20 protein-coding genes are annotated in these 24,649 nt (G+C 63.3%); 5 read left to right on the top strand and 15 right to left on the bottom strand.

All coding sequences use genetic code 11. From position 1 onward, the window contains the following. Positions 1 to 26: 26 nt before the first annotated feature. Positions 27 to 1,121, bottom strand: a complete 1,095-nt coding sequence (locus tag SZ64_RS04880) for an N-acetylmuramoyl-L-alanine amidase (RefSeq protein WP_347230254.1) — start codon at positions 1,119 to 1,121, stop codon at positions 27 to 29. Positions 1,122 to 1,469: 348 nt separating this feature from the next. On the opposite strand from SZ64_RS04880, the gene SZ64_RS04875 reads away from it, so the two are divergent. Both SZ64_RS04875 and SZ64_RS04870 read left to right on the top strand, forming a co-directional pair. Then, positions 1,470 to 4,283: a ribonuclease E/G gene (locus SZ64_RS04875; protein WP_054529789.1), complete on the top strand. Its 2,814-nt coding sequence runs from the start codon at positions 1,470 to 1,472 to the stop codon at positions 4,281 to 4,283. A 4-nt stretch (positions 4,284 to 4,287) separates the two neighbouring features. Next, positions 4,288 to 5,565 carry an amidohydrolase family protein gene (locus SZ64_RS04870; RefSeq protein ID WP_054529788.1) on the top strand — a complete coding sequence of 426 codons (1,278 nt, stop codon included), beginning with the start codon at positions 4,288 to 4,290 and terminating at the stop codon, positions 5,563 to 5,565. An 18-nt stretch (positions 5,566 to 5,583) separates the two neighbouring features. On the opposite strand, the gene SZ64_RS04865 is transcribed toward SZ64_RS04870, so the two are convergent. The 3 genes from SZ64_RS04865 to SZ64_RS04855 are packed head-to-tail and all read right to left on the bottom strand — an operon-like array spanning position 5,584 to position 7,983. After that, the gene (locus SZ64_RS04865) at positions 5,584 to 6,036 is read right to left on the bottom strand and encodes a DUF126 domain-containing protein (RefSeq protein ID WP_054529787.1); all 453 of its coding nucleotides are present in this window, start codon (positions 6,034 to 6,036) and stop codon (positions 5,584 to 5,586) included. Beyond that, positions 6,033 to 7,322, bottom strand: coding sequence for an aconitase X catalytic domain-containing protein (locus SZ64_RS04860; RefSeq protein ID WP_054529786.1), 1,290 nt, complete (start codon positions 7,320 to 7,322; stop codon positions 6,033 to 6,035). Before SZ64_RS04860 ends, SZ64_RS04865 begins: the two co-directional genes overlap by 4 nt. Positions 7,323 to 7,347: 25 nt before the next feature. Next, a complete protein-coding gene (locus SZ64_RS04855; protein ID WP_054529785.1) occupies positions 7,348 to 7,983 on the bottom strand; it encodes a class I SAM-dependent methyltransferase in 636 nt (211 codons plus the stop codon). A gap of 168 nt (positions 7,984 to 8,151) precedes the next feature. On the opposite strand from SZ64_RS04855, the gene SZ64_RS04850 reads away from it, so the two are divergent. The 3 genes from SZ64_RS04850 to zapE are packed head-to-tail and all read left to right on the top strand — an operon-like array spanning position 8,152 to position 10,497. After that, a complete protein-coding gene (locus tag SZ64_RS04850; RefSeq protein ID WP_054529784.1) occupies positions 8,152 to 8,937 on the top strand; it encodes a succinate dehydrogenase iron-sulfur subunit in 786 nt (261 codons plus the stop codon). Between the two features lie 4 nt (positions 8,938 to 8,941). Then, the gene (locus tag SZ64_RS04845) at positions 8,942 to 9,379 is read left to right on the top strand and encodes a GFA family protein (RefSeq protein WP_054529783.1); all 438 of its coding nucleotides are present in this window, start codon (positions 8,942 to 8,944) and stop codon (positions 9,377 to 9,379) included. Further along, positions 9,379 to 10,497, top strand: a complete 1,119-nt coding sequence (zapE, locus tag SZ64_RS04840; protein ID WP_054529782.1) for a cell division protein ZapE — start codon at positions 9,379 to 9,381, stop codon at positions 10,495 to 10,497. The genes SZ64_RS04845 and zapE overlap by 1 nt, the downstream gene beginning before the upstream one ends. 101 nt (positions 10,498 to 10,598) lie before the next feature. Here the strand turns inward: zapE and SZ64_RS04835 are convergent, their stop codons facing one another. The 11 genes from SZ64_RS04835 to SZ64_RS04785 form a co-directional block, all read right to left on the bottom strand. Further along, a complete protein-coding gene (locus SZ64_RS04835; RefSeq protein ID WP_082384439.1) occupies positions 10,599 to 11,558 on the bottom strand; it encodes a crotonase/enoyl-CoA hydratase family protein in 960 nt (319 codons plus the stop codon). A gap of 199 nt (positions 11,559 to 11,757) precedes the next feature. Next, the gene (locus SZ64_RS04830; RefSeq protein ID WP_054529780.1) at positions 11,758 to 13,656 is read right to left on the bottom strand and encodes an XrtA/PEP-CTERM system amidotransferase; all 1,899 of its coding nucleotides are present in this window, start codon (positions 13,654 to 13,656) and stop codon (positions 11,758 to 11,760) included. An 11-nt stretch (positions 13,657 to 13,667) separates the two neighbouring features. Beyond that, on the bottom strand, positions 13,668 to 15,233 hold the full coding sequence (gene xrtA / locus SZ64_RS04825) for an exosortase A (protein ID WP_241772982.1): 1,566 nt from the start codon (positions 15,231 to 15,233) through the stop codon (positions 13,668 to 13,670). Next, a complete protein-coding gene (locus SZ64_RS04820) occupies positions 15,220 to 16,458 on the bottom strand; it encodes a TIGR03087 family PEP-CTERM/XrtA system glycosyltransferase (protein WP_054529779.1) in 1,239 nt (412 codons plus the stop codon). The genes xrtA and SZ64_RS04820 overlap by 14 nt, the downstream gene beginning before the upstream one ends. Continuing rightward, the gene (locus SZ64_RS04815) at positions 16,455 to 17,513 is read right to left on the bottom strand and encodes a FemAB family XrtA/PEP-CTERM system-associated protein (protein WP_054529778.1); all 1,059 of its coding nucleotides are present in this window, start codon (positions 17,511 to 17,513) and stop codon (positions 16,455 to 16,457) included. The genes SZ64_RS04820 and SZ64_RS04815 overlap by 4 nt, the downstream gene beginning before the upstream one ends. After that, positions 17,510 to 18,382 carry an XrtA system polysaccharide deacetylase gene (locus SZ64_RS04810; protein WP_054532089.1) on the bottom strand — a complete coding sequence of 291 codons (873 nt, stop codon included), beginning with the start codon at positions 18,380 to 18,382 and terminating at the stop codon, positions 17,510 to 17,512. Before SZ64_RS04810 ends, SZ64_RS04815 begins: the two co-directional genes overlap by 4 nt. 37 nt (positions 18,383 to 18,419) lie before the next feature. Beyond that, complete coding sequence (locus SZ64_RS04805; RefSeq protein WP_054529777.1) at positions 18,420 to 19,619, bottom strand: XrtA/PEP-CTERM system-associated ATPase; 1,200 nt, start codon at positions 19,617 to 19,619, stop codon at positions 18,420 to 18,422. Between the two features lie 32 nt (positions 19,620 to 19,651). Then, complete coding sequence (locus SZ64_RS04800) at positions 19,652 to 21,280, bottom strand: preprotein translocase subunit YajC (protein ID WP_241772981.1); 1,629 nt, start codon at positions 21,278 to 21,280, stop codon at positions 19,652 to 19,654. Position 21,281: 1 nt separating this feature from the next. Continuing rightward, entirely contained in the window at positions 21,282 to 22,355 is a 1,074-nt protein-coding gene (locus SZ64_RS04795) for a capsular biosynthesis protein (RefSeq protein WP_054529776.1), read from the bottom strand. An 11-nt stretch (positions 22,356 to 22,366) separates the two neighbouring features. Beyond that, complete coding sequence (locus SZ64_RS04790; protein ID WP_054529775.1) at positions 22,367 to 23,887, bottom strand: XrtA system polysaccharide chain length determinant; 1,521 nt, start codon at positions 23,885 to 23,887, stop codon at positions 22,367 to 22,369. A 19-nt stretch (positions 23,888 to 23,906) separates the two neighbouring features. After that, on the bottom strand, positions 23,907 to 24,545 hold the full coding sequence (locus SZ64_RS04785) for an XrtA/PEP-CTERM system exopolysaccharide export protein (RefSeq protein ID WP_054529774.1): 639 nt from the start codon (positions 24,543 to 24,545) through the stop codon (positions 23,907 to 23,909). Positions 24,546 to 24,649: the final 104 nt, after the last annotated feature.

Below are 24,649 nucleotides of genomic sequence, written 5' to 3'. Positions count from 1 at the left end.
TTCGCCCGATGCCAGAAGGAAGCGCTCTATTGCACCGCGCTTGCCGAATTGCGCGCGAAATAGACCCGGATGGCATTTTCCATTGCCCTCGCGAAGCGCACGCGCCCCTCCGGCGAGGCAAGCCGCTCCGCATCCTTGGGATTGGTCACGAAACCCGCTTCGAACAACACCGAAGGTACATCCGGCGCACGAAGTACCGCCAGTGCCGCCGCGCGGCGTGGCTCGGGATGGAACTCGATCGCCCCCTCCCCTTCACGCACGATCAATTGCGCGAATTCCGAGGATTCCTCCTGCACGCGCCGCTGCGACAAATCGACAAGGATCGCACTGACCGCGTCGTTCTGACCCGAAAGGGAAATTCCGTTGAGCCTGTCGGCATTGTTTTCACGGGCGGCAAATCGGGCCGCTGCCTCGTCCGACGCTTTTTCGGACAGTGTGTAGACGCTCGCCCCCTGAACCGCGCTTTCGTCGCCGGCGGAATCCGCGTGGATTGAAAGAAACAGGTCCGCGCCGAGCCTGCGCGCGATTTCCGCGCGTTCCTGCAGGACGAGAAAACGGTCATCGCTACGGGTCAATGCGACGCGGATGCCGCCCTGCTGCAACAGGCGGTCACGCAAGGCCAGGGCCAGGCCAAGCACAATACGCTTTTCCTCCAGCCCTTCGCCAGATGCGCCCGGATCGTGCCCACCATGCCCGGCGTCGATGACAACCAGCGGCATGGTCACGTCCTGAGGGCCTTGCACGGGCGGTAAATCAATCGCCTTGCCTGCCACCGGAAGTTCGAAACGGATAACGTAGGATCGCCCGAGGGCCGGCACGGGCAAGGTCAACCCGAACACATATAACCCCGCCAGAACAGCCAGCGGAGCAAGAAACAGGAGCCAGAGCTGGACACGCACTGCCATCGCCCTTTCGCTTAGGTGCGCAGGCAATAAGGGGACAAGCGAAATTTCGAAACCCTCGCGCAATTTTCGTGCGCAAAGCGGTTGCCGATGAAAAAAGGCAGTGCTAGCACGTTCCAACCGGGCAGTCCTGCCTTGTGGAGACCCTACCAGCGCTGCTGCAGCCCAAGGCGCAGGCACCGCCGCGGAGGAGATCGCCGCGCAGTAACCCCCGGTCAATATCCGGACTATATCCAAGGGAACGCATGTCCCTGGAAAAAGGTCCGGGCCGCATACAGGTTGATGCCGAAATGAGAATCCTTTGCCCCGTACGATCGCCGCAGCCGCAAGGCTGTGTTGCGATGTCGCGGCGCATTGTGGCGCAGCATACCGGGAACGGGCCGCGCATTCTCAGTTCCGCAGACACGATCCGCTTCGCCGGCTGCGCACTGCAGACCGGCGAAATTTCCATTTCCGGCCGCCACGAAAGGCACCGTCCACGGGCCGCCGGTTTCAACGCATATGTGCGCGCCGCTTCCTCCACAGACGAGAAGGTCGCAGGAACAAGGCGCGCCTGGAGAATTCATAATGGCAACGCGCATGCTGATCGATGCGCGCCACCCGGAAGAAACGCGGGTGGCGGTGCTCAAGGGCAATCGTATTGAAGAGTTCGACTTTGAATCTGCTGAACACAAGCAGATCAAAGGCAATATCTACCTAGCCAAGGTTACTCGCGTAGAACCTTCTCTGCAGGCGGCATTCGTCGATTTCGGCGGCAACCGTCACGGGTTCCTCGCTTTCAGCGAAATTCATCCCGATTATTACCAGATTCCGCGCGAAGATCGCGAGGCACTGCTGGCGGAAGAGGCTGAAGCCGCCGCCGAGGAAGCTGCTCTGCGCGCTGCGGAAGAGGAAGAAGAAGACGCCTACGCCGACGATAGCGAGGGCGACAGCTTTGCCGACGAAATGGCCGGCGATGACGGCGTGGAAGAAATCGATACGTCCGAGAAGGACGATGTCGCCACGATCGAAGGCGGCGCTATTGCCGATGGCGACGAGGAAGATGCCGAAGATGGCGACACCTCTGGCGACGAGGATGACGGCGAAACCGCCGAAGACGAAGGCGCCGAGGAAAATGACCGCCCCCGTCGCGGCCGAGGCCGCCGTCAGGGTCGCGGCGGCAACCGCGCCCGCGCCAAGGAAGTGGACGAAGTGCGCGCCAAGCGCATGGCCCTGCGCCGCCGCTACAAGATTCAGGACGTGATCCATCGCCGCCAGGTTCTGCTGGTTCAGGTTGTGAAGGAAGAACGCGGCAACAAGGGCGCCGCTCTTACCACTTATCTCAGCCTCGCCGGGCGCTATTGCGTGCTGATGCCCAACTCCACCCATGGCGGTGGCATTTCGCGCAAGATCTCCAATGCGGCAGACCGCAAGCGCCTGAAGCAGATCGTGGCCGAAATGAAGCTGCCCAAGACCATGGGTTGCATCGTTCGCACCGCCGGTCTCCAGCGCACCAAGCCGGAGATCAAGCGCGACTTCGATTATCTCGCTCGCCTGTGGGACGAAATCCGCGAGAATACGCTCAAGAGCTCCGCACCGACGCTGATCCATTCGGACAGCGATCTGGTGAAGCGTGCGATCCGCGATATCTATAATCGCGATATCGAGGAAGTCGTGGTCGAGGGCGAGTTCGGCTACAAGGCCGCGCGCGACTTCATGAAGCTGCTGATGCCCAGCCATGCGCGGCGGGTGAAGGCCTATTCGGACCCGGTCCCCCTGTTCCAGCGCTATGGCGCGGAAGATCAGTTGACCGCGATGTACGATCCGGTCGTGCAGCTGCGGTCCGGCGGTTACATTGTCATCAACCCGACCGAAGCGCTGGTGTCGATCGACATCAACTCGGGCCGTTCCACCAAGGAACACGGGATCGAACAGACTGCGCTGGCCACCAATCTGGAAGCGGCGCATGAAATCGCCCGCCAGTTGCGTCTGCGCGACATGGCCGGTCTGGTGGTGATCGACTTCATCGACATGGAATACAATTCCAACATCCGCAAAGTCGAACGCGCGATGAAGGAAGCCCTGAAGCACGATCGTGCGCGCATTCAGGTGGGCCGCATCTCCAGCTTCGGCCTGATGGAAATGAGCCGCCAGCGCCTGCGCACCGGCGTGCTGGAAGCAACCACCCGCTCCTGCCCGCATTGCGACGGTACCGGCCTTGTCCGCACAGCATCCAGCGCGGGCCTTTCCGCCCTGCGCCTGATCGAGGACGAAGCCGCCAAGGGCAAGGGCACGATCATTACGCTCTATGCCAGCACGGAAGCCTCGATCTACCTGCTCAACGCCAAGCGCGCCGATCTGCATGAGATCGAGGATCGCTATGGCGTGGCCGTGCAGGTGATCCCGGAAGGCGAAAACGAGGGCGCGAAGATGCGTGTCGCATCCGGCGGCCCGCGTCCGACTTCCCTGCCCCGCTTTGAACCGATCATCGACGAGATCGAGGAAGAGGAAGAACTCGAAATCTTCGAGGACGAAGAGGAAGAGGAAGAAACCGCCGAAGGCGAAGATCGCAAGAAGCGCCGCCGTCGCCGTCGTGGCGGCCGTGGGCGCAAGCGCCGCGACGAACTGGGCGAAGGCAATGAGGACGATAGCGCCGAAGAAGGCGATAGCGATGCCGAGAGCGAGGCTGAAGACAGTGAAGCCGCTGAGGCCGATAGCTCCTCCGAAGAGGATGGCGAAGGCGCCCCGCGCAAGAAGCGTCGCCGCCGCGGCGGTCGCAACCGCCGCAAGAAGCGGCTGGATGGCGAGTTCGAAGGCGAAGGTTCCGACGAAGCAAGTGACGGCGAAGGAAGCGAAGGCGAAAGCGGTGAAACCGCCGATGTCGAAGCTGGCGAACCTGTAACCGAGGAAGCGCCCGCACCGGAGGCTCCCGCCGAAGAAGCCCCTGCCGAGGAACCCAAGCCGAAGCCGCGCCGCAGCCGCGCAAAGAAGGTGAAGGAGGAACCCGCAACCGAGGCTGTGCCGGCCGAGGAAGCGGCCCCCGCCGCCGAAGAAGCGCCCGCCAAGCCCAAGCGCACTCGCCGTAAGAAGGCCGACATCGAAGCCGAGGCAGCAGCTGCAGCCGAGGCAGCGGAAGCTCCCGCCGAGGCGGCAGCAGTCGAAGCCCCGGCGGAGGAAGCACCGGCCAAGCCCAAGCGCACTCGCCGCAAGAAGGCTGAGCCTGCCGCCGAAGCCGAAGCAGCTGCTCCCGAAACGGACCCTGCCCCGGTGGAAACCGCCCCCGCCGAACCGGCGCCCGCGCCGGAGCCGGAAGCTCAGCCCGCAGCGGCAGAGGAAGCCGGATCGGACGAACCGGCCTCCCCACCCCGTCGCGGCTGGTGGCAGCGCACTTTCGGAGAATAATCCAATGAAGATCCTCCCGGCCGTCAGGAACCTCGCCATCGCCACCGCGCTCGCGGCAACATTGGCGGGGCCAGCAACGGCCGGGACGGTCTACATCAAGGCCTCAAGGATGCTTGATGTGGAAGGCGGCAAGTATGTCGCCGATCCACTGATCAAGGTCATCGATGGCAAGGTCGAGACTGTCACCCCCGGCGCACAGGCGCCCGCCGGTGCGGACGTGGTCGACCTGTCCGGCCTCACCGTTCTGCCGGGCCTGATCGACATGCATGTCCATCTCGATGGGCGGCCGGAATATGGCGGCTACAACGCGCTGGAATTCACCGACCGCTTCTGGACCGTCATCGGTGTAGTGAATGCGCAGCGCATGCTGAAAGCGGGTTTCACGACCGTGCGCAATGTCGGCGATTCCGACTATAATGTGGCCGGGGTCGATCAGGCGATCGAAGCCGGCTGGATCAGTGGCCCACGCATCGTGAATGCCAATTATGCATTGGGTGCAACCGGCGGCCATTGCGATGAAACCTTCCTGCCGCCCAGCTTCGAAGCGAAAAGCCCCGGCGTGGGCGACAGCGTGGACGAATTGCGCAAGCGTGTGCGCGAGCAGCGCAAATACGGCGCTGAGGTCATCAAGGTCTGCGCCACTGGCGGCGTCTTCTCTCGCAATACGGAACCGGGCCAGCAGCAACTGACTGAGGCGGAATTGCGCGCCATTGCCGATGAAGCGCATCTGTGGGGCCTCAAGGTGGCCGCCCATGCCCACGGCGCCAACGGTATCAAGGCCGCCATTCGAGGCGGCATCGACACGATCGAACATGCCAGCCTGATCGACGACGAAGGCATTCGCCTCGCCAAGGAACACGGCACCTATCTGGTGATGGACGTTTTCAACACCGAATACACCCAGGCCACCGGCAAGGCGAATGGCGTGCTGGAAGACAATCTGCGAAAGGACCGCGAAGTCGCCCAGATCCAGCGCGACAATTTTCGCAAGGCATTCAAAGCTGGCGTCAAAATGGCCTTCGGCACCGATGCGGGCGTGATGCCGCATGAAACCGCCGCCGGCCAGTTCAGGATCATGGTCGAATACGGGATGGCCCCGCTCGACGCCATCCGCGCCGCCACGCTGAACGCTGCCGATGCCCTTGGCCAGAACGGCCAGGTCGGCACGCTCAAGCCCGGCGCATGGGCCGACATGGTAGCGGTGAGCGGGGATCCGCTGACGGATGTCACCGTGCTGGAACATCCTGCCAAAGTCGTGAAAGCTGGCGAGCTGGTCGACTAAGCCCGCCAGCTACTGCCCCTACCAGACCGAAACTGTCCCGGCGTCGCCGTCGACGCGCACCCAGTCGCCGGTGCGGATCAGTTCGCACGGGTCACCATCCAGTGCAGTCACGGTCGGCACGCGCATCACTACCGCGCCAAGTGCCGCTTTGGTGGTCATGATGTTGAATACCATGGCCAGCGGGGCCACTCCGGCAATCCGCGTGGTATGAAACGCGCCAGACCAGCCCGAAGAACCCTTGGCACCCGGAAAGATCAGCACCTTGCCTGCAAAGCTCTGCCCGACAAGTTCGTGGCGGCTTTCGATGATCGTGCCGGTCATGGAATCGATTCCGCCCCAGCCCGAGATCGTGTCATGAGTGACGATGGCCTCGCCCTCCACCACTCCGCCGACAACCTTGCGCCCATGGAGTACCAGTCGAGGCTCGCCGCCGGCCTTCGCGGGCCGCTCGATTGCTTCTGCCTCGCTCATGCCAGCCCTCCCCGCCACTTGCTGGTACACGCCGCGTCCACGCATTGCGCGGTGGTGCCGTACCAGCCTTCCAAGCCCATCATTGCAGGCAGATAGTGTACCTGCTTCGCGCTATCGAGTGCAGCAACCTTCGCCCCCGGCGGGGCGATCCGGCTGATTGAGGAACAAGTGTCCGTCATCAGCAAGGCCCCTGCTTCCCTGAGCGCTTTAGTGTAGCCATTGGCATCGGCAGTGGCCTTCACTGCCCGGCTGGTGAAGACCCACAGCGCCGAGTTCTCATGCACGCGGCGGCCCTCCAGCAGCGCAGCCACTTCGGCGATCTGTTCGATGGAGTAATGCGGACAGCCCAGCATCACGAAATCGACATCCTCACACGAACCGACGCTGTTGAGCGTCTCGTAAATCCGTTTGCGGGCCGCTGCATCGTAGACGAAGCGCTCCCCACAATCCGCCCCGCCGAATGCGGATTCCCTGCTCGACGCCTCCGGCGTGATGCCCACCATGTGGTACATCTCCACCCCGCCGGACGATGCCGCCGCCGCACCGAAATGCTTGTGGCGGATCAGACTGGGCTGCTCGATCCGTCCGTCCAGAACGGGGATGGCATCCTGCACCGCATCGCCGGTGAAATAGCCGAGCATCCCCCATTCGAAGATCGAGTCCACGGGATAATCCACTTGCACTGCATGGTGCCCTCGGCGGAACTCGTCCCGGTGAAAACCCCAATTGGGCACACGTTTCGCGAGCATGGCCGCGCTGGTGGATTCCCGCCCTTCGCAATTGGTCCGCCCACCCAGCACGGAGTTGCACAGCACCACGGCGGAAGATTCCATCCAGGCACAGTGCTCACCCATCACCGGCACATTGCCAGCCAGATAGGGCGTGCAAGTCTTCAGAACCTGAATGCCATGGGCCGCAACCTCGCGCTCGTCAGAGGCGAAATTGGCGAAGGCCTCTTCACTCATCCCCTGTTCGCGCCACAGCACCGGGTCCATTCCGCCTTGCAGATGGCAGGAAAAGGCGTTCATCCGGGGCACGTCGAACACGTCATCGGCATCCAGATCGAACCGGCAGAAAACCGCGCGATAATCCCCGCCATCGGCTGCGTAATAGTCCTTCACCCATTGCGGCGAGGAACCAGGCACGCCGGCGATGTTGTTTGTGTATACGAAGCGATCCGCATCCAGCGCCTCGGCATAGCGGACCAGCAGTTCCATCGCTCGCTGGACAGCAATCCCCTGATCGCCGTCCAGCATGGCCCGTTCTTCATTCGTCAGTTGAACCATCGCGCGCCCTCGCCTTCCTGTCCGCTCAATTTCCCGCCTTTACGGCCACGCCCCACTCCATGAACCCGGCCCAACGAGGCATCTTGTCCATGTAGGTGTTTGACATGTCCTGCACTTCGAACCCGCCGCGACTGACGGCGCCAGCCACTTCGCGGGTCAGGTGGCAATTGCCCATCATGCGCTTCCAGACCGGCTCGATCATCCGCTGATGACGATAGACCTTCACTTCCGGCGCCCGGCCATGCTCCAGGAACAGCAGTTTGCCGCCAGGCTTGAGGATACGCCGCATTTCCTTCAGCACCAGTTCCTGATTGTCGACCGAACACATGGTGTAGGTGCACACAACCGTGTCGAAAGTTTCGTTTTCAAACGGAATGGCCTCGCCTCGGCCCTGCCGGATGTCGGCGGGCCAGCCCTTCTCCTGCGCAGCCTTCAGCGCGCCGTCCAGCATGGCAGGTGAAGGATCGATCGCGGCGAAGGCCGTCACGCGTTTGGGATCATAGAGCTTCTGGTTCAGGCCGCCCCCGCAGCCCAGTTCGAACACGCTTCCTTGCGCCAGTGGCACCACATGGGCGCGCAGCTCCTCAATACGCTCGTCGTTGCAGGCGCATTTGATGATCTTGGGGAGAATCGTCTCCTCATACCAGTGCCGAAGGCCCATCCATCATCCCCTCATTCGGGCCATGCGTCGTTGCGCCGGCCGCCAGTTCTCTTGTGCAAGGTAATGGGCTGGCTGAAGGCGATGACGCAATGGTCTTTTTCACGTCCCGGTGCCTTGCCCCGCGCCGCACAATCGCTAGAGAGGACGGGACTCAGCAGGATCGCACCGATGGCAACCTTCACTCTCCCCGCGAACAGCAAGATCACCGGCAAGAGCCGCGACCATTCGGCAGCAGGCGCCGCCGCGCCGAAGAAGTTCAAGGTCTATCGCTACGATCCGGACAGCGGCGAAAATCCGCGCTTCGATACGTTCGAACTGGATCTGGAGAAGACCGGCCCGATGGTGCTGGACGCGCTCATCAAGATCAAGAATGAGGTCGATCCCACGCTGACCTTCCGTCGTTCCTGCCGCGAAGGCATCTGCGGTTCCTGCGCGATGAACATCAATGGCAAGAACGGCCTGGCCTGCACCACCGCGATCGAGGATTGCGGTTCGGGCGAAATCCGCATCACCCCGCTGCCGCATATGGAAGTGGTGAAGGATCTCGTGCCCGATTTCACTCATTTCTACGCCCAGTATGCCTCGATCCGTCCCTGGCTGCAGACCGTCAGCCCCACCCCTTCGGGCAAGGAGCGTCTGCAAAGCCCGGAACAGCGCGAGAAGCTGGACGGTCTGTATGAGTGCATTCTGTGCGCCTGCTGCTCCACCTCGTGCCCCAGCTACTGGTGGAATTCGGACAAATTCCTCGGCCCGGCGATCCTGCTGCAGGCCTATCGCTGGCTGGCCGACAGCCGCGACGAAATGACCGGTGAGCGACTGGACGAGCTGGAAGATCCCTTCCGCCTCTATCGCTGCCACACGATCATGAATTGCGCCAATGCCTGCCCCAAGGGGCTTAGCCCGGCCCGCGCGATCGCGGAAATCAAGAAGATGCAGGCCGAAAGGCACGCCTGACACCATGGTTGAAGCTGGCCAGGTTCTGGAAGGCGGATGCCTGTGCGGTGCGATCCGCTACAGGTTGACCGGCCCCAGTCTGTTCGTTTCGCAATGCTGCTGCAAGGATTGTCAGAAGGCGACCGGCACTGGCCACACAACGATTGTCGGCATTCACAAGAGCCAGCTCGAACTGCAAGGCACGCCAGCAACCTACACCAATGTCGGCGAAACCGGCGGCAGCGTAACGCGGCATTTCTGCGGCACTTGCGCCGGGCGCCTCTACACTTCAGGCGACCTGCCCGGCGAGCACATCATGGTTCAGGCCGGGTCGCTCGATGATCCCAGCGCGGCGAATCCGCAAAGCGTGATCTACTTGAAGGACGCGCCAAGCTGGGACCGTTTCGATCCCGATCTCCCCAAGTTCGAAGCGATGCAACCGCGCGAGAACCATTCCCGCTGATGACCGGAATGCTGGCTCGCTATGAGGCACTGCTGACCGCTGGCGAATTGCGCCCGGATGCAGAGCAACGCGCAGCCGCTGCCAGGCTAGACGCACTTCAACGCGAGTTGGAACTGGGGCAGGAGAAGCCCGGCCTGCTGGGCAAGCTGCTAAGGCGAAAGGCCAAAAACCCGCGCGGCGCCTATCTTTGGGGCGGCGTTGGAAGGGGCAAATCCATGTTGATGGATCTGTTTCACCAAACGCTGGCGATCCCCGAAAAGCGCCGTGTCCACTTTCACGCCTTCATGCTGGAAGTTCACGCCCTGATGCGCGAGGTCCGCCAGAGCGAGAGCGGAGATCCGATCCCTCTTGTAGCGGCACGGCTTGCGCAAGGCCTGCGTGTGCTGGCGTTCGACGAGATGGTGGTTAACAATTCCGCTGACGCGATGATCATGAGCCGCCTGTTCCGGGCGCTGATGATGGATGAGGGTGTAACAGTTGTAACAACCTCCAATCGCGCGCCTTCGGAACTCTACAAGGACGGGCTGAATCGGGAGCATTTCCTGCCTTTCATCGCGCTGATCGAACAGGAAATGGACGTGTTGGCGCTCAATGGCCCGGTCGACTATCGGCTTCAGCGCCTCGGCGGCATGGCTACCTGGCACACCCCTCTTGGGGCCGAAGCGACCGCGCAGGTGCGCGAGGCGTTCTTTCGCCTGACCGACTATGCCCCTGAAGACGCTGCGCATGTGCCCAGCGGTGAACTGGACGTGGGCGGCGGACGCACTTTATTCGTCCCAAAGAGCCTGAAGGGCGTGGCCGTGTTCAGCTTCAAGCGCCTGTGCGGAGAGGCTCGCGGCGCGGCGGACTATCTGGCCATTGCCCGTACATATCACACGGTAATCCTTGTCGGCGTTCCGGTGATGGGGCCGGATCAACGCAACGAGGCCGCGCGTTTCGTTACGCTGATCGATGCTCTTTACGAGCATAACGTCATCCTGCTGGCCGCCGCTGCGGCCGAACCAGAAGCTCTATATGCCGCTGGTGACGGACGTTTCGAATTCGATCGGACCATCAGCCGCCTGATGGAAATGCAAAGCGCCGACTATTTGGCCAAAGGCCACGGCGCAGGCGAGTAGAAGCCTGAAGAGAGCCACTTCGGCGCTGGTACGCTGCACCTGCACAGCAAAAGGGCCGGACTGGCCACAGCCAATCCAGCCCTTCTACGCATTCAAAAAGATCAGGCTACGCGGGCCAGTCGCGTCTGCGCCGAAGCCAGGCGGCTCATCACCTTGAGGTCTTGCTCACGCAATTGCAGCGCCGCATCGGCCCACAGGTCGACGATCCGCTTCATTTCCTCAAGCCGGATTGGCTGCGCCACTTTCATCGCCCTACGAGCATTGACCAGCCCGCCATGGCGCCTTTCCGACTTGTCGATGAACTCACGACAGGCATTAAGGCCTTCGCCCGGCTCGGCCAGCTTGTGGACGATGCCGAGGTCGTACATCTGCTCCGCCGTATAGGTCTCGTTCGACACAATCAGGCGGTCGGCCATTGCCGTGCCTAGCTTACGCGACAGATAGGCATGCGCGCCCATGCCGGGGAACAGGCCGAACATCACTTCCGGCAACCCGAAGGTCGCGCCACGTTCGGCAATGATATAGTCGAAGGAAAGCAGCGCCTCAAACCCGCCGCCTAGCGCAGCGCCTTCGACCAGTCCGATGGTGAGCATCGGCAGATCAAGGCATTGCGTGTTGCGCTGGAGGATTTCCACGCATTTGTAGCCATATTGCGCAAGGCTGGCGCGATCGCGCTCGCGGATCAGGCGCTGAAACAGCTCAAGATCGCCGCCGAAGCAGAACACACCCGGAGATCGGCTGGCCAGCACCAGATAGCGCAACGGCACCTTGCCCGGCCCGAAATTGTCGCCAATCAGCCGCTGCCAATTGACGAAATCGCCCAGCATTGCGGGAGAGAAGCTCGGCCTGCCTGCAGGCCGCATATAGGTCCACAGGGTCTGCCGGGAATCCTCGTAGAGGACATCCAGTTCATTCAGCCTGAATAACTCGTCAGGAATGGCCAGATGCCGGGCGCCGGCAGTGACGAGATGTTCCTCGCCTTCACCAAGCACCATCACGGGGCGTTCTGCCCCTTCCGAGCCCGTTTCACTCCTGTCGAGACTGCTCGCCAGTCGATCCATAGATCCCTCTTTTCGCGACCCCCGTTTTCCGCGCTTTTGTTATGTTCTGCGCAGAAGTCATTGAAGAATCTACGTCAAGCAGGAGTCCCTTGGCAAACGTTTTGTTTACCATAATGCTAGGCAATGACCCGTATCGGAACAAACCTGGCGGAAAACCCCAATCAGATTCGACAGTTGCGGCGTTTGCGACAGGCTTGTTTCAGCCTGAAATTCCCAGTCCGTTCAGCGAGCGATCGAGCATCAGCAACTGCCACAACAGCCGTGAATGGTCCGCCCTCCCGGCAATATGATCTTCCGCAATCCGGCCGATCCGTGCCCCGTCGAACCACCCTGTCCGGGCTATCATGGCAGAGGTGGCGATCCCCCTCGCCTCGCTCGCCAGCGGCCCGCGCAGCCACTGGGCGATGGGTGTGACGAAGCCCTGTTTGGGGCGGAAAAGAATGGAATCCGGCAGGTAACGGCGCATGGTCTGCTTCATCAGCCACTTGCCCTGTTTACCGCGCACTCGCATCCGCTCAGGCAGGGTGGCGGCAAATTCGATCAGGCGATGGTCCAGCAAAGGCTCACGCGCCTCAAGGCTTACCGCCATGCTGGTTCGATCCACTTTGGTCAGGATGTCGCCCGGCAGCCAGAATTTCAGATCGGCATATTGCGCCCGGTCCAGCCCGGAACGAGCCGGGGCCGCTCGCATCATGTCCACGAAGGGACGCTCCGCCCGGTAGCCCGCCAGCTTGCCGCGCAAATCGTCGCTGTAGAGCAAAGTGCGCAATTCCGGCCGGTTCACTGCCAGGGCGGCGGCATAGGCCTCCTCACCATTGACCGACAGGGCCTGGAACGTCGCCTTGGCCCGCAGCATACGCGGCGCCCAGTCTGCCTTGGGATAGAGCGCGCCCAGAGTGCCGAAGACAGGGCCACGCAGTGCCGCAGGAAGGACCGAGCGCACCCGTTCTTCATGCGATTGGAATATCTGCCGCCGATAACCGGCAAATGCCTCGTCAGCCCCGTCACCGGACAGAGCCACGGTAACATGCTCGCGCGCCAACTGGCATACGCGCCATGTCGGCAAGGCAGATGCATCCGCAAATGGCTCGTCGAACATGGAAGCAAGCCGGTCCAGCTCCGCGAAATCGTCCGCTGCGACTGTGCGGCTGCGATGATCGGTCGCGAACAGCCGGGCTACTTCGCTGGCGTAGGATGTCTCATCCTCCGACGCGACATCGAAGCCGATGGAACATGTGCGCACCGGCTCCCGGCTCGCTTCGGCCATAAGGGCGACGACACTGGAACTATCCACCCCGCCGGAAAGGAACGCGCCCAGCGGCACATCGGACACCATGCGAGACGTCACCGCCTCGCGCAGATGGTGCAGCAGTTCCGCGCCCAGATCGGCATCGGAACTCCGGCGACGCTCGGCAAAGCTGACGTCCCACCATTTCACCGGCGCGGCGGGCGATGCATCATGCCGCAGCAGCCGGTAATGGCCAGCGGGCAGCTTCTCCACACCCTTCAGGATCGAACGATGATCGGGCACATAGCCCCAAGTGAGATAATCCTCGATCGCCAGCGGATCAGCCTCGCGACGCAGCATCGGATGGGCGAGCAAGCCCTTCAATTCAGATGCAAAGGCAAGGCTGCCATCGCTGAGCTGTGCCATGAAGATCGGCTTCACGCCCAGTCGGTCACGCGCCAGGAACAGGGTGCGATCCGCCAGATCGTACAGCGCGAAGGCGAACATGCCGTGCAGGTGCTCAAGGCAATCGACGCCCCATTTGCGCCAGGCGGCAAGAATCACTTCCGTATCGCCATGCGTGCGAAATTCCGCCCCGCCCGCCTCAAGCTCGCGGCGCAATTCGCGGAAATTATAGATTTCGCCGTTGAAGACGATCACCGCCCCCCCATCGCCCGATTGCATCGGCTGCGGAGAACCGGCGAGGTCAATGATCGAAAGCCGCCTGTGGCCCAACCCGACGCCCGGCGCGGTCCACACGCCTGACCCGTCAGGCCCGCGATGGGCCAGCGCCTCGCACATGCGTTCCACCCGCACAGGATCGACCGGCTTGGGCGTCTGACAATGAAAGATACCGGCAATTCCGCACATGGGCTTAGCGGTTAGGGAAGTTGCGCGATGCCGTCCATCCACTCGCCCGTAGGTCCAGTGGCGCGGCGGAAGGCGGCGATGCTCTCGGCTGCGGGATGGCCCGGTCGTTCTTCGGCGGAGAGGATCAGGGTCATGGTCGGTTCGGCATGGACCAGCAACCGGTCACGCATATTGGCAAGCTTGAGGCGCGAATTGCTACCGGTCAGCAGATCGCCCGTGCGGTAGAAGGTTGCAGCGAGCCGCGTCACGCTGCCCTGAGCGAGCAGAAGATCGGCTTGGGCGTCAGCAATCGGCGGCCCGGGCTTGAGCCAGCGCCAGTCCGTATCGGGCACCAAGGCGCCCTGCCCGAAGGCCCCGGCCTCGCGCCCTTCATCCTGTGCTGCATAGAAGGCATAAAACACATCCACCTCATGCCCTTCACTATCCCGATAGCGGCCCAAAAGGCGGTGATCGGCGCCGCTTGCGCGTGGCTGCCACCAGACCTGCGGCGCGTAATCCACCACGGTCCAGCCCGGTACCACTGGCAAAGCGACCTGCGGAGGAACCGGTGCGGCGAGTTGCTCCGCCCGTGCGGCCCACGCGCCAGACAGAAGTGAAAGAGCGGCAATTGCGCCGAGCGCCCCCCACCCGTTCATGCGCCAGGCCGCGAGCCTGCCGAGCAAGGGTGAAGCTGCGATATCATCGGCATGAATCAGCGCATCATCCGGCGCGCGATCGAAAAAGCGCCAGCCAATCGCGAGCAGGATCGCCATTACGATGGCGAAGAATACCCAGCCATAGAAGATGTGATCGAAGCCCTTGGCAAACTCGATGCCCTGAAACTGCGCGATATAGATTGTGCCCCATGCACGCACGCCATTGGCGAGGATGGGCAGGATGATCGCTACTGCCAGAAACGCCGCCCGCCTGCCCCAGCGCTCAAAGCAGATATGGGCTACCAATGTGCCGAGCGCGACCATTGCGATCAGGAATTTCACGCCTGAACAGGCTTCCGCCACTTCGAACAGGCCGATGGGTGTGTCGATGAACACCCCTTCGATCTCTGCCGGGATGCCGCTGAGATGGACAAGGGCGATGGTCAGCTTGGCGGTGATCATCTGCAAGGCAGGGACCAACTCGTCGCCAAAGGGGACGAGGAACAACATATAGGCGAGCGGAAACACCAGCCCGGCTGTGGCACGCGGACCGATTAGCGCGACCACTGCGCCCTGCATTGCCACCACGGCACCAAGCTGGCGCACCAGGTTGAGGCCGGAAATCGCGCCCAGCAGCCATAGCGCCATGGCCCCGGCCACGATGATCAACCCCGGCCACCAACTGCTCGGAGTCAGCTTGACCAATTCCTTTGCCCGCAGCCAGACGAGCCAGCCCACAATCGCGGGCACCAACAGAATGTGATTATAGGTGGAGCTGTTCCACCACTGGTCCGCCATTTCGGCCCAGTCGTGCCAGAACCATGCTGTCAGGCCCACCCAGGCAATGGCCAAACGCAGCAGGGGCAATCGCCAGTCCTCCGGCAAGTGCGCCAGGAGATTGCCCGCCATTCCGCCCGGCATCACGGCCTCACGCTGCGTCACGCCGTGCCTCGCCCGGCTGGGGCATGCCCATGATCGCCGGAAGATCGGCCAGCATTGCCTTCCATCCGCGCTGTTCGATCACGAATTGCCGCGCGGCAGCGCCCATCGCCCGCGCCGCCGGAGGGCTGGCGAGCAGGCCCTTGATCCGTGCGACAAGCGCCTGATCGCTTTCACCAATCGCGAAGTGGACATTATCCTGCCCGCCGATGCCGGTTGCCGCGCCGGGTGTCAGCACGACAGGGCGGGCCATAGCCATCGCTTCCAGCACCTTGTTCTGTACGCCACGCGCGATGGAAAGAGCCACCAGCGCGATATCCGCACCGGCAAGAAACGGCCTTACATCAGGCACTTCGCCCCAAATGCGGACACCACCGGTGCCATCCAGCGCCAGCAGTTCAGGCACGGGGGCGCGGCCGACGATGTGCAACTGCGCCTGTGGCCAGTCCCGCTGCAGTTCCGGCAGGATGTGACTTTTCGCGCGCAGCGCCGCCTCGACATTGGGCGCGTAATCCATCTGTCCGGTGAAGACGAGATGCGGCCCCGGCTCTTCCTTCATCGACAGGGCCGGCAAGGTCGCGGCGGGATTGAAGAACCTCGTGTCGATCCCGTTGCCCAGCGCGCGGACATTGGCAGGCCCCGGCGCGGAAAGGCGAGAGGTGAGCAATTCGGCCTCAGCCTCGCTCACCAGCAGGGTCGCGGCGGCCAGGTGGGCGAGCCGTTCCTCCTCCGCCCGCAGCAACCGCCCTTCCCGCGCATCGATCCAGGCGCGCGGTCCGTGCCGGCCTTGCGCATAGGCATCGAATTTGGCGGAATCGACATCCACCAGATCGACCACCAGCCTGCCATCGAACTCCACGGGGACATATTGCCCCATCTGCCCCGAAAAGACGTAGATCGCCGAGATCGGCCGATTGCGCAGAATGTCATCGACATAACGGGCAAGGCGCGCGCTGTTGAAAGCAGTGAGGCTCACGGGCTCCCCCCGCAGCAGAGCTTGCACACCGGCCAGAGCCAGTGGTTTCCGGCGCTTCACAAGGCAGTGGCTGGCCGCAACCTGCGCCAGTTCGCCCTCATGGTCCCAATCCGCAGCCGTATCCGCGAAGGTGGCGACATGCACCGGTGCGAGTTCCGCCAATGCCTTGAGCACATGGTGAGAGCGGATCTTGTCCCCGCGGTCGGGCGGGAACGGCATGCGATGGGCCAGAAACAGGATCTCGCCGCTCATCCCAGCCCCCGCGCGATCACCGGCCCGAGCCGGTTGGCAACGGCCAGCGGCAGGCGCCGCCACAGGGCGATGCGGGCTGCATGGCGGGCGCTGGTGGGATCGACATCGCGCTTTTCCGCGCCCGGCGCCGTCCAGCTGGCATAGGCGAGCGGCTGCGGATCGAAACCCCAGTTCTTCTTGAAATGCCACGCCCCGCTGTTGGTCTTGGATCGGCCGAAATCGAACCGTGTGCAGCCGCGCCGACGGGCGTGCAGCATCAGTTCGAAATACATCCGGTCATTGGCGCGCAGGCTCCGCGCGCCGAATGTCCCGCCGCCCCAATAGGGCAGCACGGCGCCGCCGTGATAGAAGGACAGCACGCTGGCGACCGGCGCCCCTTGATGGCGGATCGTCAGAATATCCGCGTCCAACCCGTCGAGCATCGCTTCGAACAGAGAGCGCGGGAAGACGGGCGTACCCAGATTGCGCACGCTTTCGGCATAGACCGCATAATGCGCGGCGCGATCTTCCGCGCCGGTTCCGACATGGACCGTCAGATCGGCATCCAGACCCTTCCGCACTTCAGCGCGCTGCTTGCGCGGGATTGCCAGAAGCTGCGCCTCGTCATCACCGGCCAGATCGCATTCGAAGCCGCAATGGCTGTCGGTCCTGATGTCCCAATCGGCGGGCAGAGCGCCGCCGCGCAGTTCGATTGTCGTGCAGCTGTTACGCAGCGCCAGTTCTTCAGCCGCATGGGCCATGGCATGGGCAGTGCCTTCACGCAGAGCCAATGCGCCGCCGCCCACGGCGAACCCGCTGGAAACCAGCGCCCGCCCGAAGATCGGCGAGCAGACACGGGTCAGCGGCAGCCAGCCCGTCAGCGCCCCGCCCTTTTCCGCGACAATGCCCAGCGCCTGCTGGCCAGTGCCTTGCTCCACCGCGGAAAGCCAGGCCGGGCGGTGGAAAATAGTGCCGCCCATTTCAGCCACGAAGCCTTCGATCCGCGCCGCCTCGTCCGGCTGACGCAGATCGGCGCAGCGCACAGTTTCATCGGAATGGACAAAGGGAGCGTTCACGCGGCCATTTCCACCGTGCGGCGCGCCTCGCGCCGGGCCAGCGCATCCATGCGCCCCCAGCGGAAATCCCGCAGCAGGCGGCCCAGCTTGCCGGCCATCGCATCCAGATTGGTATAATGGCGCAGGCGCGAGCGCAGCGGCGCATTGGCCACGCGCGGCTGGCCCGGATCGATTTCCCACGGGTGGAAATAGAACACGGCTGGCCGGTCATCGCGCTGATTGACCTGACGGATTGCCCAGCGGGAAAAGCCGTAGGGCAGCACACGGAAGAACCCGCCACCGCCCGCCGCAAGCCGCCTGCCCGCGAATTCCGCCGTGGTCACCGGAATTTCTACCAGCGGCGCATCCGCCAGCGGACGGAAAGCAAAGCGCGGGGCTTCCCTCCAACCATAATGATCGTGGACGATCGGCGCGACGCTGGAAGAATAGGCATAGCCCTGCTCCGCCAGGACTTCGAATGCCCACGGCGTGCGCGCATCGATGGAAAAGCTGGGCGCGCGATATCCGGCCACCCGCATGCCGCCCGCATCCTCGATTTCCAACTGCGCCCTGCGCAGATCGTCGGCAAAGCGGACGCGGTCCAGCGTGTGGACCCGGGCATGGTCCCAGCCATGGCTGGCAAGCTCGTGCCCGTGATCGGCAATGCGCCGCAACAGCGCGCCATTACGCTGCGCTACCCAGCCCAGCGTGAAGAAGGTGCCCTTCACGCCCGCTTCGTCAAACAGGGCGAGTATCCGGTCCACATTGCGCTCGACGCGGCTGGTCAGGCCGTCCCACTCGCTCCGCTCGATTACGTTTTCGAACGCGCCGACATGGAACCAGTCTTCCACATCCACGGACAGGCCGTTAACCGGGCCGCTCCCGGGAATTTTCGGAGAGGCCGCCTCGTCGCTCACCTAAAGCTCCTCAGGCGGCGATCTGTGCGGCTGCGTCGTTCTCGATCCACTCGATCAGCATGGTGAGCGTGTGGCGGATCGTGCGTTCCTGTTCGATCAGGCGCGCCTCCAGCTGCGAAATGCGATCATGCAGGGCGGCAATGTCCGGCTGGACCGCCGCAGCAGTCGCATCGTCCTTCGAATAGGACAATTCGACAATCGCCTGCTGCAATTCAGCGATCTGCGCGTCACGTTGCGCCAGCGCCCGCTCAAACACGTCGGGGCGGACGCCCGGCACGGGTGCGGGCTGCGCGGGAGCAGGCTGGCTCGCAGCGGGCTGGGCATCGGCCTGTGCGGCGCGTTCAACCTGCGCAGCGCTGCGCGGCTGGACGACCGGTGCAGCGGCCGGGAACGCATTGTCGCTGTCCATTTCCGCCAGCACGGCGTGGAGCATTGCGGCATCGATGCGCGAACGCTGTTCCACCGCGCCCAGCAGCAGCAAGCGATTGGCGATCTGGTTAATCCGGCGGGGAATGCCGCCCGATGCCTGATACAGTTCCGCAAACACGCGCTGGTCGAAAGATGGGTTCGTCCCTTCCCAGCCAACATGCTTCAGGCGGTGAACCACATAGGGTTCGATCTCGCTGGCATCCATCGGCTCAAGATGGTGGGCCGCGATCACACGCTGGCGCAGCTGTTCCAGCCCGCCTTCCGATTGCAGCATGGCCCGGAATTCCGGCTGACCGAGCAAAAGGGTCTGCAGCAGCGGGTGCGAACCAAGCTGGAAGTTGGAGAGCATCCGCAGCTCTTCCAGCGCGGCGACCGAAAGGTTCTGCGATTCATCGACGATCAGCAGACAACGGCGGCCCGAACGCGCTTCCTCGTGCAGGAAGCCTTCGATCGCGCCCAGCGCGCTGGCCTTGTCATGGCCGCTGATGTCGAGGCCGAAGCTCTGCGCAACGACATGGACAATTTCTTCCCCATCCAGCTTGCTGGTGACGACCTGCCCCACCGTAAGCTGCGCCGGGTCGACCGAGGCCACGAGATGCGCCACCAGCGTGGATTTGCCCGCGCCCACCTCGCCGGTGATGACGATGAAGCCCTCACCCTGCGCCAGGCCATAGCGCAGGTAGGACAGCGCCTTGCGGTGCGTCCCGCTGGGGAAATAGAAGGCCGGATCCGGCGTAAGCTGGAACGGCTTCCCCTTGAGCCCGTAAAAATCGTCGAACATTATCTTTTACCTCCGGTCACGGGCCGAAATGTTTAGAACGAATATCGCATGCCGAGCAGCGCAGCGGCCGACAAAGTATCGTCCAGCGCTTCCTCGTCGCGGTTCACGCCATCCAGGCTGACGGCGGCAGTCGCCGAAAGCCGCTGCGTGAGATTACGATAATAGGCCGCCGATGCACCATAGCCGGTGGAACTGCCGGAAAGATCGAAAGCACTGTTGAACCAATTGGCGTAGATATTGGTCGAGATGCTGGAATTGTCACCCAGGCGCCCATTGAGGAACGCGGCCAGCCAGATGTTCTCATCCGCCTTGCCGTCCACATCGGCCAGCACCGTATCGTCGGCGGCGATGAACTTGCGATTGTCGTAACCCGCACCGATCCCCGTCTGCCAGCGGCCGAAACGATGGGCATAAGTAGCCATCACGCCGCGTGCGCGGAAAGTGGAGGAACGAATCGCGCTGAGAGCGCTGCCAAGGCAGACGCCGTTCTCAAGGCTGTCGACACAGCCGCCGATGTCGCCCGAAATCGGGTTGCGGATCGCCTGAAACTCGGTCGGCAGGTTGGCCAGCGCATTGTTGAGCTGCCCGCCGAAGCCCGACACCGTGTCATAAACACCGACGTTGAAGCTGGAACGCGAACTGGGCTGGTAGGACAGCGAGCCATAATAGCTCATCGAGCCATAACGGCGGCCCACATGAGCTTCCAATGACGTGCGCGTGCTGGGGCGCCACAGCACGCCGGCATCCCAGATCAGGCCGTCCGTATGATAGGCAATGCGGCGTTCCGAATTGGGATCGGTGACATAGCGGCCATCGGCCCCAATCACCGGCATATCCAGCTCGTCACGCAGCGCGTCACGGGCGGAAATCTCCACATCCTCATAGCCGATGCCGCCCACCAGCGCGAGCGAGGGGCTGACCGGCAGAGTGGCGTCGGCGCGGACATGGCGATCGTCCACGCGCTGATCGAGATTGTTGATGTCCTCGCGATACCAGCCAGCGCCCACGCCGATGCCCACGGGCAGCAGGGCATTTGGGCGTGCGCCTACGCGGATCTGCGCGTTCTGGACCACGCTCTCGTCAAACACGTCAACCGGCTCTGCGCCCGGCGCCGTCACCAGAGCATCAGGCTCTTCCACCTTGGAATAGCCGATGCGGTAATGCCCTTCGACATCCAGATTGCCCATATTGGTATGGAGCGAAGGCCCGGCGTAGACAGCATAGATATTGCTCTTGCCGGCGTTGTCGGCAATCGGGCTTTGTATAGACGCGCCATTGCCTTCCACGCGGGTGCGTGCGGCCAGGCCGCCTGCTTCCAGCGTAAGGGCCTGCGGCACAATGCCAATGCCGACGCGGGCAATGCCGCTGATCAGATCGCCGTCGGGAGCATCGTCTTCCCAGCCAATGCGGCGTTCATAGCGCAATGACAGGGCGCCCGCCGTATTCCGGCCGATCACCTGTGCATCGACCCCGGCGGCAATGCGGCTGTATGTGACAACGTCGTCGCCCGGCGAAAGCTCGGCAGAAACGACCTGTGCCGCTTCGATATAGGGCTCGATGTCGACCTGCTTGGGCTTCTCGCCCGCATCCTTGGCAGAGGCAACGGCCGGAACCGCGCCGAGCGCCAGGGCAAGCGTGAGAGCGGGAACGAGGCGGGGCATTCTAGCCTCCATATCCATAGTAAGAGCCGAAGCGGCGGCCGCTCGGGCTGAAGTTGGCGTCGTTGAGCAGCAGCTTGATGTCGGCGCAATTCGACAGCAGGTGCAGCGCATCCTCGATGGCGTTCTGGCCGGTGGCATCCGCGCGCACGACCAGCAGGGTCTGCCCGACGAGCTTTGCCAGATCGGCTGCGGGCGATGCGGCAAGTGCCGGCGGGGAATCGAAAATCACCATCCGGCCGGGCACGCCCTGCGTAAGCCGGTCAAGAACCTGCACGGTGCGGCCGGAGGCGAGATATTCACTGTCGCGGGTGGTCTGGTTCCCGGCGGGCAGCACCCACAGGCCGGGAATATCCGTGCCGATTACGCAGTCTTCCACGCGGATCGAAGGATCGGCCAGCGCGTCCATCAGCCCCGGCCCGCCCGGCAGGCCAAGTACGGACAGCACCGAAGGCTTGGCGAAATCGGCATCCACAAGCAGCACTTCGCTGTCCTTTTCCGCCGCCATTGCCAGCGCGAGATTGGTGGAACAGAAGGTCTTGCCTTCCCCCGGCAGAGGCGAACAGACCAGCACGCGCTGCGCCATTGCCCCCGCGCCCTTGGCCTGCGCCTCGCGCGCGGACTGGAGCAGTTCGCGCTTCACGATGCGGAATTCCTCCAGCAGCGTGGACACCGCACCTTCCGGCTCGATCAGGCCCTGTTCGCGCAGGCGCGCCCGGTCAACCGGATGGCGCGCGGACTGGAAGTGAATTGGCTGTACCGGTGCGGCCTGAACCGCTGCCGGAGCGGACATGACCGGCTCCGCTGCCGCAACAGGCTGCGGGGCAGGTGCAACCGGTTGGGCCACCGGCGCTGCAACCGGGGTTTCCACCGGGGCAGGAACTGCCTTGGGCTGCGGCGCGGGCGCCATGGCGGGGCGTTTGATGCGCGAGGGGATCTGGGCGAGATCCTTCGGCATCGGGGCTGGCTTGAACGCACCGCCAAGGTCGAACGCGCCATTGGCCCGCTCGAACAGCGAATTGCCGCCCTTCTCGCCTTCACCTTCGGGAGGAACCGGGATCTTGCTCTGCTCGGTCATATCCCTCTCCCTCAGGCCACCATGCCGCGCTGGATGAACTCCACCGCCAGCAGCACCACAAACAGCCCGCACAGCCCCCCGGCACCGGCCGCGAACAGCTTGAAGCGCCTGGCCTTCAGCATCCGGCTCGCCTCGGTTGTGACGTGGGAAATCGTGCCGATCACCGGTAGGTCGAAGGTGTTTTCAAGCTTGCCCGCCGTGGCATAGGAAGACCGCAACTGGCCCATTGCCCAGCCAGCCCCTGCCCCGGCGCCGATACCCATCACCAGCACGCCGAACAGCAACAACGGGCGATTGGGCGCGGAAGGCGTGCGCGGCGTGGTCGGCGGGTCGATCACTTCGAACTTCACGGCGTTGCGTTCGGTCTCCACCTGACCGCGCAGGCGAAGTTCCTCGCGATCCTTCAGCAGCTTGTCATATTGTTCGCGCAGCACTTCATAGTCGCGGCTGATCCGCTGCGCCTCCGCCGCTACGCCCGGTTCGAGCGACTGGTTGGCAGTGATCTGCATGATTTCCGAATTAAGCGCCGCCTTGCGCGATTGCAGCGCCTGGACATTGGCAATGCGTTCTGCGCGGATGGATTGCAGCGAGGAATAGGCCGGGTTGGGCATGCCGCCCGCATTGCCCTGCCGCGCTGCCTGCTGACGCAGCGACGCTATCTGCTTCTCGATCGAAATCACGTCCGGGTGGCTGTCGGTCAGGCCCCGGGCACGCATATCGGACAGATTGGCTTCGGCCTGCATCAGCGCGCCCGCCGCACCACCGACCTGCCCGGGCACAACAATCGTGCGAGGAGTGCCCGCAAGTTGCCCATCCGTGGCCGCCAGCGCACTTTGCGCCGCTGCAAGATCTGCATCGACGCTGCGCATTTCCGCTCGGGTCGATTCAAGCCGCTGCGAGATTGCCGCCGCGCCGCCGATCAGTTCGGGGTGCGATGCCTCGAAAGCGAGCCGTTCCTGCTCCGCCTTTTCCAGCTGCTTCTGCCTGTCTGCCAGTTGCTGATCCAGGAAGTCGATGGTCTCGCGCATTTCCCCGCGCGATCCGCCCAGATTCTGTTCGCGGAAGATGTCGATCAGCTTCTGCACCACGTCCTGAGCCAGTTGCGCGTTCTCGCCATCGGAAAGATCGCGTCGCCCGCTTTCGGCGGTGATCTCGAACAGGTTTTCCTCGGTGTTCTTTACCGTGATCGTTTCGGCCAGCTTCTCCACCGCGGATTCCATCTGGCGGGGAGTGGTCACTGTTTCGCCAAGGCGAGTGGAGCGGATGACCTTTTCAAGGTTCACCGCGCTGGTCAGCGTCTGGGTGACGCGTTCGATGTCTTTCTTGCGGCTGCCGGTGCCGATGCCGATCTGCTGCGCAAGAACATCGTCCAGCTGAACGAAGATCCGGGCCTTGGATTCATAGGCATTGGGCACCATGGCCACGGCCAGCCAACCCACGAGGCACAGGCCCCAGGCAACGGCCAACGCCAGCCATCGCCGGTTCCAGACCGACCAGAGCGCTGCGCGGATTTCTTCGACGATGGCGTTCATGCCGTGCGCAGCCCTGCCCTTAGAACATGCTTTCGGGGATGATGATCACATCGCCCGGCATCAGGAGGACATTGGCCTTGCTGTCGCCCTTCTTGAGCAGGTCTGACAGGCGCAGGGCATATTCCTGCTGCTTGCCCGTTTCCTTGTCGAAGCGAACCAGCTTGGCGCGATTGCCGCTGGCGAATTCCGACAGGCCGCCCACCGCGATCATCGCGTCGAGCAGGGTCATGTTCGCGCGATAGGGGATGGAGGCAGGCTTCTCGGTGGCACCCACGATGCGCACCTGCTGGCTGAAGGTGCCCGCGAACTGGTTCACGATCACCGAAACCAGCGGATCGGTGATATATTGCGAAAGTTGCAGGCGGATGTCCTCGGCCAGCATGGATGGCGTCTTGCCCACGGCGGGCATGTCGGAAACCAGCGGCGTGGTGATGCGCCCGTCGGGGCGGACCTGCACCTTCGCGCCCAGTTCCGGATTGCGCCAGACATGGATGGTCAGTTCGTCGAGCGGGCCGATCACATATTCCTCGCCCGGCCCTTCCTGCATGGCCACGAACTGGGCCGGGGGCAATCTGGGGCCGCTGCTGGCGCAACCGGCCAGAGAGAGACTGGCCATGGCCAGCCCCAGAAACATGCGGGCAAACACACTCATACGCATCGATACGTCCCCACGGAAAACCGGGTGTCTCGTTTGGCCATGCGCGCAAGAAAGGCTCTCCCGCCCCGTGCACATGACCCCTGGATCCAACCTGCGTCTTCCCC

It is taken from the genome of Erythrobacter sp. SG61-1L (assembly GCF_001305965.1).
Lineage (GTDB): Bacteria > Pseudomonadota > Alphaproteobacteria > Sphingomonadales > Sphingomonadaceae > Andeanibacterium.
This window is presented reverse-complemented; position numbering and strand designations above follow the sequence as displayed.

Coding starts and splice junctions, on each gene's coding strand:
- SZ64_RS04820 (WP_054529779.1), bottom strand. CDS start 16,458: ATGAGCGGCGAGATCCTGTTTCTGGCCCATCGCATGCCGTTCCCGCCC.
- SZ64_RS04870 (WP_054529788.1), top strand. CDS start 4,288: ATGAAGATCCTCCCGGCCGTCAGGAACCTCGCCATCGCCACCGCGCTC.
- SZ64_RS04875 (WP_054529789.1), top strand. CDS start 1,470: ATGGCAACGCGCATGCTGATCGATGCGCGCCACCCGGAAGAAACGCGG.
- SZ64_RS04830 (WP_054529780.1), bottom strand. CDS start 13,656: ATGTGCGGAATTGCCGGTATCTTTCATTGTCAGACGCCCAAGCCGGTC.
- SZ64_RS04785 (WP_054529774.1), bottom strand. CDS start 24,545: ATGCGTATGAGTGTGTTTGCCCGCATGTTTCTGGGGCTGGCCATGGCC.
- SZ64_RS04805 (WP_054529777.1), bottom strand. CDS start 19,619: ATGTTCGACGATTTTTACGGGCTCAAGGGGAAGCCGTTCCAGCTTACG.
- SZ64_RS04845 (WP_054529783.1), top strand. CDS start 8,942: ATGGTTGAAGCTGGCCAGGTTCTGGAAGGCGGATGCCTGTGCGGTGCG.
- SZ64_RS04795 (WP_054529776.1), bottom strand. CDS start 22,355: ATGACCGAGCAGAGCAAGATCCCGGTTCCTCCCGAAGGTGAAGGCGAG.
- SZ64_RS04835 (WP_082384439.1), bottom strand. CDS start 11,558: ATGGATCGACTGGCGAGCAGTCTCGACAGGAGTGAAACGGGCTCGGAA.
- SZ64_RS04790 (WP_054529775.1), bottom strand. CDS start 23,887: ATGAACGCCATCGTCGAAGAAATCCGCGCAGCGCTCTGGTCGGTCTGG.
- SZ64_RS04850 (WP_054529784.1), top strand. CDS start 8,152: ATGGCAACCTTCACTCTCCCCGCGAACAGCAAGATCACCGGCAAGAGC.
- SZ64_RS04800 (WP_241772981.1), bottom strand. CDS start 21,280: ATGCCCCGCCTCGTTCCCGCTCTCACGCTTGCCCTGGCGCTCGGCGCG.
- SZ64_RS04855 (WP_054529785.1), bottom strand. CDS start 7,983: ATGGGCCTTCGGCACTGGTATGAGGAGACGATTCTCCCCAAGATCATC.
- SZ64_RS04860 (WP_054529786.1), bottom strand. CDS start 7,322: ATGGTTCAACTGACGAATGAAGAACGGGCCATGCTGGACGGCGATCAG.
- SZ64_RS04865 (WP_054529787.1), bottom strand. CDS start 6,036: ATGAGCGAGGCAGAAGCAATCGAGCGGCCCGCGAAGGCCGGCGGCGAG.
- zapE (WP_054529782.1), top strand. CDS start 9,379: ATGACCGGAATGCTGGCTCGCTATGAGGCACTGCTGACCGCTGGCGAA.